The 5,632-nt window shown below is 52.7% G+C and carries 2 tRNA genes and 3 rRNA genes; all 5 read right to left on the bottom strand.

Annotated elements, in window-relative coordinates:
• Window positions 1-5: 5 nt before the first annotated feature.
• Window positions 6-117 (bottom strand): 5S ribosomal RNA (rrf, locus tag GWO68_RS17590).
• Between the two features lie 123 nt (window positions 118-240).
• Window positions 241-3,139, bottom strand: a 23S ribosomal RNA gene (locus GWO68_RS17595).
• A gap of 279 nt (window positions 3,140-3,418) precedes the next feature.
• Window positions 3,419-3,495 (bottom strand) — tRNA-Ala (locus GWO68_RS17605).
• Between the two features lie 38 nt (window positions 3,496-3,533).
• A tRNA-Ile gene (locus tag GWO68_RS17610) sits at window positions 3,534-3,607 on the bottom strand.
• A 136-nt stretch (window positions 3,608-3,743) separates the two neighbouring features.
• Window positions 3,744-5,266: ribosomal RNA gene (locus GWO68_RS17615) — 16S ribosomal RNA — on the bottom strand.
• The 16S, 23S and 5S rRNA genes sit together here with 2 tRNA genes alongside, the layout of an rRNA operon.
• Window positions 5,267-5,632: the final 366 nt, after the last annotated feature.

The raw sequence follows: 5,632 nt of genomic DNA on the forward strand, positions 1-5,632 counted from the left end.
TATAGGGTTGGCGGCCACCTACTCTCCCAGTTGTGACACCAGTACCATCGGCGCGTCCGGGCTTAACTTCTCTGTTCGGGATGGGAAGAGGTGCTCACCGGAGCCATAGCCACCATTATTTTTACACGGGGGGTGCCGTGTGTGATGCGTAAGACATGCTGGAACAAAGAGGTGCTTTTTTCGAAGGTAGAAAAAGCTGCGGGCAGGTCCTTGCGGAACCGGCTCGCTTTCCCTTTCGGGGTGGGAACGCTCCCGGGCAATTAGTATGGCTCGGCTGTGCTGTTTCCAGCTTTACACCTGCCACCTATCAACGTCATCGTCTCTGACGGCCCTTACAGGGAGATCTCATCTTGGGGTGGGTTTCGCACTTAGATGCTTTCAGCGCTTATCCCATCCGAGCGTAGCTACCCTGCGCTGCATCTGGCGATACAACAGGTGCACCAGCGGCTCGTCCAACCCGGTCCTCTCGTACTAAGGTCAGAACCCCGCAAATCTCCAACGCCCGCAACAGATAGGGACCGAACTGTCTCACGACGTTCTGAACCCAGCTCGCGTGCCACTTTAATCGGCGAACAGCCGAACCCTTGGGACCTTCTCCAGCCCCAGGACGTGACGAGCCGACATCGAGGTGCCAAACCTCCCCGTCGATATGAGCTCTTGGGGGAGATCAGCCTGTTATCCCCAGAGTACCTTTTATCCTTTGAGCGATGGCCCTTCCATGCGGAACCACCGGATCACTATATCCGTCTTTCGACCCTGCTCGGCTTGTAGGCCTCACAGTCAAGCACCCTTATGCTATTGCGCTCTGCGTACGGTTACCAAGCGTACTGAGGGTACCTTTGAAAGCCTCCGTTACTGTTTTGGAGGCGACCACCCCAGTCAAACTACCCACCAAGCACTGTCCCCTTTGGTCAGGTTAGGCGCCAAGCAACTCAAGGGCCGTATTTCAAGGTTGGCTCCACGATGCCTAGCGACACCGCTTCACAGCCTCCGGCCTATCCTACACATGAGTTACCCAGCGTCAATGCTAAGCTATAGTAAAGGTTCATGGGGTCTTTCCGTCCCGTTGCGGGTACTCGGCATCTTCACCGAGACTACAATTTCACCGAGCTCACGGCTGAGACAGCGCCCAGATCGTTACACCATTCGTGCAGGTCGGAACTTACCCGACAAGGAATTTCGCTACCTTAGGACCGTTATAGTTACGGCCGCCGTTTACTGGGGCTTCGATTCAATGCTTCGCCTTGCGACTAACATCCCCTCTTAACCTTCCAGCACCGGGCAGGTGTCAGGCCTTATACGTCATCTCTCGATTTAGCAAAGCCATGTGTTTTTGTTAAACAGTCGCCTGGGCCTTTTCACTGCGGCTTCTTGCATTGCTGCAAGGAAGCGCCCCTTCTCCCGAAGTTACAGGGCCATTTTGCCGAGTTCCTTGGCCGTGATTCACTCGAGCACCTTAGGATTCTCTCCTCGACCACCTGTGTCGGTTTGCGGTACGGGCGGCTATGTATTTAAACGCTTAGCGGGTTTTCTTGGGAGCCGGATTAGGGACATTATCTCCGTGGCCGAAGCCTTGGAGTACTATCAGCTTTCAGCTAGATGAGGGTACTTAACTCCTCTTCCAATACCTACGGCCTTCAACGTACTATTCCGTCAGTACGCAGTCCTTTCACTTCTCCGTCACCGCATCGCTATACATAGCCGGTGCTGGAATATTAACCAGCTGTCCATCGACCTGCGCTTTCGCCTCGGCCTTAGGACCCGACTAACCCTGATCCGATTAGCGTTGATCAGGAAACCTTGGTCTTTCGGTGTGCGGGTTTCTCGCCCGCATTATCGTTACTTATGCCTACATTTGCTTTTCCAAGCGCTCCAACATGCCTTGCCGGCACGCCTTCATCGCCCTTGGAATGCTCCCCTACCAGTACAGTATAAACTGTAATCCGCAGCTTCGGTGCCATACTTGATGCCCGATTATTATCGATGCCCTGTCGCTCGACCAGTGAGCTGTTACGCACTCTTTAAATGAATGGCTGCTTCCAAGCCAACATCCTGGCTGTCTAAGCAACTGGACCCCCTTTGTTCAACTTAGTATGGACTTGGGGACCTTAGCCGACGGTCTGGGTTCTTTCCCTCTCGGCCAGGGACCTTAGCACCCCTGGCCTCACTGCCGTGTATATCAAAGCGGCATTCGGAGTTCGTCAGGATTCGGTAGGATGTGACTCCCCCTAGTCCTATCGGTAGCTCTACCTCCGCTTGACTCCACCACGACGCTGCCCCTAAAGGCATTTCGGGGAGTACGAGCTATTTCTCAGTTTGATTGGCCTTTCACCCCTACCCACAGGTCATCCAAATACTTTTCAACGTAAACTGGTTCGGACCTCCACTGTGTGTTACCACAGCTTCATCCTGCCCATGGGTAGATCACAAAGTTTCGCGTCTGCCCCCTCTGACTGCACGCCCTATTCAGACTCGCTTTCGCTGCGGCTCCGTGCTTTAAAAACACTTAACCTTGCCAGAGAGGAGCAACTCGTAGGCTCATTATGCAAAAGGCACGCCGTCACCCCACAAAAGGGCTCCGACCGCTTGTAGGCGCATGGTTTCAGGATCTATTTCACCCCCTTATTCAGGGTACTTTTCACCTTTCCTTCACAGTACTGGTTCACTATCGGTCTCTCAGGAGTATTTAGCCTTAGCGGATGGTGCCGCTGGATTCAGGCGGGATTTCTCCGGTCCCGCCCTACTCAGGATACCACTAGGGCCAAAAAGCTTGCGTGCACGGGGCTATCACCCTTTCCAGCCTACCTTCCCAGGTAGTTACACTTCACTTGTTTGGTCCCATGACGTGGTCCTACAACCCCAGCCCTGCCGTAACAGAACTGGTTTGGGCTCTTGCGCGTTCGCTCGCCACTACTGACGCAATCATTAGTTATTTTCTCTTCCTCCGGGTACTTAGATGTTTCAGTTCCCCGGGTTTGCCCCCCGTAGGGTAGTGTATCTTCAATACACTGGGTTGCCCCATTCGGAAACCTGCGGATCAACTTGTATGTGCCAATACCCGCAGCTTATCGCAGCTTGTCGCGTCCTTCATCGCCTCTGAGAGCCTAGGCATCCCCCATACGCCCTTCTCTGCGTTCCCGGCCGTCATAGCCTAAACTATGCCGGCCCGCAGTCTTTTCTACTTTTCGTTTGCTCGTAATCCAACATCTTGCAATGTTAACTTACTTCTCTTTGTTTTCTTCCAACATGTCAAAGAACGTTTCTTAAGTGTTAAGTTAAAAAGGTAGAAAGTTAAAAAGTTGCCCTTTTGCCTTTCAGCTCTTCACTCTCCCTTAAGTTGTGAAGTAAAAACCTGTCGTTCTTACTTTGGTAAAGCATTGCTGCTTTCGTATTTTCCATGCCCGGGGCAGGTGTAAACTGGTGGAGAATAACGGAGTCGAACCGTTGACCTCCTGCGTGCAAAGCAGGCGCTCTAGCCAGCTGAGCTAATCCCCCAAGTATGCTAACCAAGCAATGGGCTTGGAAACTAGGAGTGGGCCTGCGTGGACTCGAACCACGGACCTCTACATTATCAGTGTAGCGCTCTAACCACCTGAGCTACAAGCCCGCTTTATGTCCGGGCTTACGGCAGCCTGGCACCAGTCAGTAAACTTTTATAAAAGTACATTTGAGAAATGAATTGAAACAGCAACCACCAGCTTTCCATGATGGATAATAACTACAGGCCGGATCACGTGCTCTAGAAAGGAGGTGATCCAGCCGCACCTTCCGGTACGGCTACCTTGTTACGACTTAGCCCCAGTTACCAGTTTTACCCTAGACGGCTCCTTTAACGGTCACCGGCTTCAGGTCTCCCTGACTTCCATGGCTTGACGGGCGGTGTGTACAAGGCCCGGGAACGTATTCACCGCGCCATTGCTGATGCGCGATTACTAGCGATTCCGGCTTCACGAAGTCGAGTTGCAGACTTCGATCCGAACTGAGACCGGCTTTTTGAGATTGGCGCCCTATCACTAGGTGGCGACCCTCTGTACCGGCCATTGTAGCACGTGTGTAGCCCTAGGCGTAAGGGCCATGATGACTTGACGTCGTCCCCGCCTTCCTCACTTCTTGCGAAGGCAGTCCCTTTAGAGTCCCCGCCATGACGCGCTGGCAACTAAAGGTAGGGGTTGCGCTCGTTGCGGGACTTAACCCAACACCTCACGGCACGAGCTGACGACAGCCATGCAGCACCTTGCTTTGTGTCCCGAAGGAAAGCCTCATCTCTGAGGCGGTCACGCGCATTCTAGCCTAGGTAAGGTTCCTCGCGTATCATCGAATTAAACCACATGCTCCACCGCTTGTGCGGGCCCCCGTCAATTCCTTTGAGTTTCACCCTTGCGGGCGTACTCCCCAGGTGGAATACTTAACGCTTTCGCTTGGACGCTAACAGTGTATCGCTAACATCGAGTATTCATCGTTTACGGCGTGGACTACCAGGGTATCTAATCCTGTTCGCTCCCCACGCTTTCGTGCCTCAGCGTCAGTTTCGGCTCAGCGAGCTGCCTACGCAATCGGGGTTCTTGGTGGTATCTATGCATTTCACCGCTACACCACCAGTTCCGCCCGCCTTAACCGAACTCAAGCCCTGCAGTATCAATGGCAGTTCCAGGGTTGAGCCCTGGGATTTCACCACTGACTTACAGGGCCGCCTACGCACCCTTTAAACCCAATAAATCCGGACAACGCTTGCACCCTCCGTATTACCGCGGCTGCTGGCACGGAGTTAGCCGGTGCTTATTCATCTAGTACCGTCAGTTACCCTCGCAAGGGCGTTTTCTTCCTAGATAAAAGCAGTTTACAACCCAGAAGGCCTTCTTCCTGCACGCGGCATGGCTGGGTCAGTCTCTCGACCATTGCCCAATATTCCCTACTGCTGCCTCCCGTAGGAGTCTGGTCCGTGTCTCAGTACCAGTGTGGGGGACCATCCTCTCAGAACCCCTAGCCATCGAAGCCTTGGTAGGCCGTTACCCTACCAACTAGCTAATGGCACGCATGCCCATCTTCCACCGCCTCAGCTTTGATCGTCTTCGGATGCCCTCAAACGATGTTATGCGGTATTAATCTCCCTTTCGGAAGGCTATCCCCCTGTGGAAGGTAGGTTGCATACGCGTTACGCACCCGTGCGCCACTAAACCAGAAACCGAAGCCTCTGATCTCGTTCGACTTGCATGTATTAGGCCTGCCGCTAGCGTTCATCCTGAGCCAGGATCAAACTCTCCATTGTAAGAATATTATTCCGGTAGTCCGAAAACTACCAATGTCTCGCCTGATCCGGCCCGTTATGTTACTACCTGTGCCGTTTTCAAAAAAACGACACCAAAAAAAGCTATTGATTTAAACTTCCATCCCTAAGGATGACCGCTTAAAGTGCTTGTCTGTTTCAATTCCAGTCTCTCAAAGAACTTTTCTCCATCTTCGTATACCTGTCGTATACCTTTCCGGAAATAGACCTGGTGGTTTTACCAGGGCGATCACCTGTTGTGATCGTGGTTGTTACTCTCTTAGTTTATTCGCCCCTTTCAACCTGTTGTCCGATTGGGAGTGCAAAGGTAAGAAGCTTTTTTCATTCTGCAAGTGGCCAGTGAAAAAT

Source organism: Pontibacter fetidus, assembly GCF_010119545.1.
Taxonomy (GTDB): Bacteria; Bacteroidota; Bacteroidia; order Cytophagales; family Hymenobacteraceae; genus Pontibacter; species Pontibacter fetidus.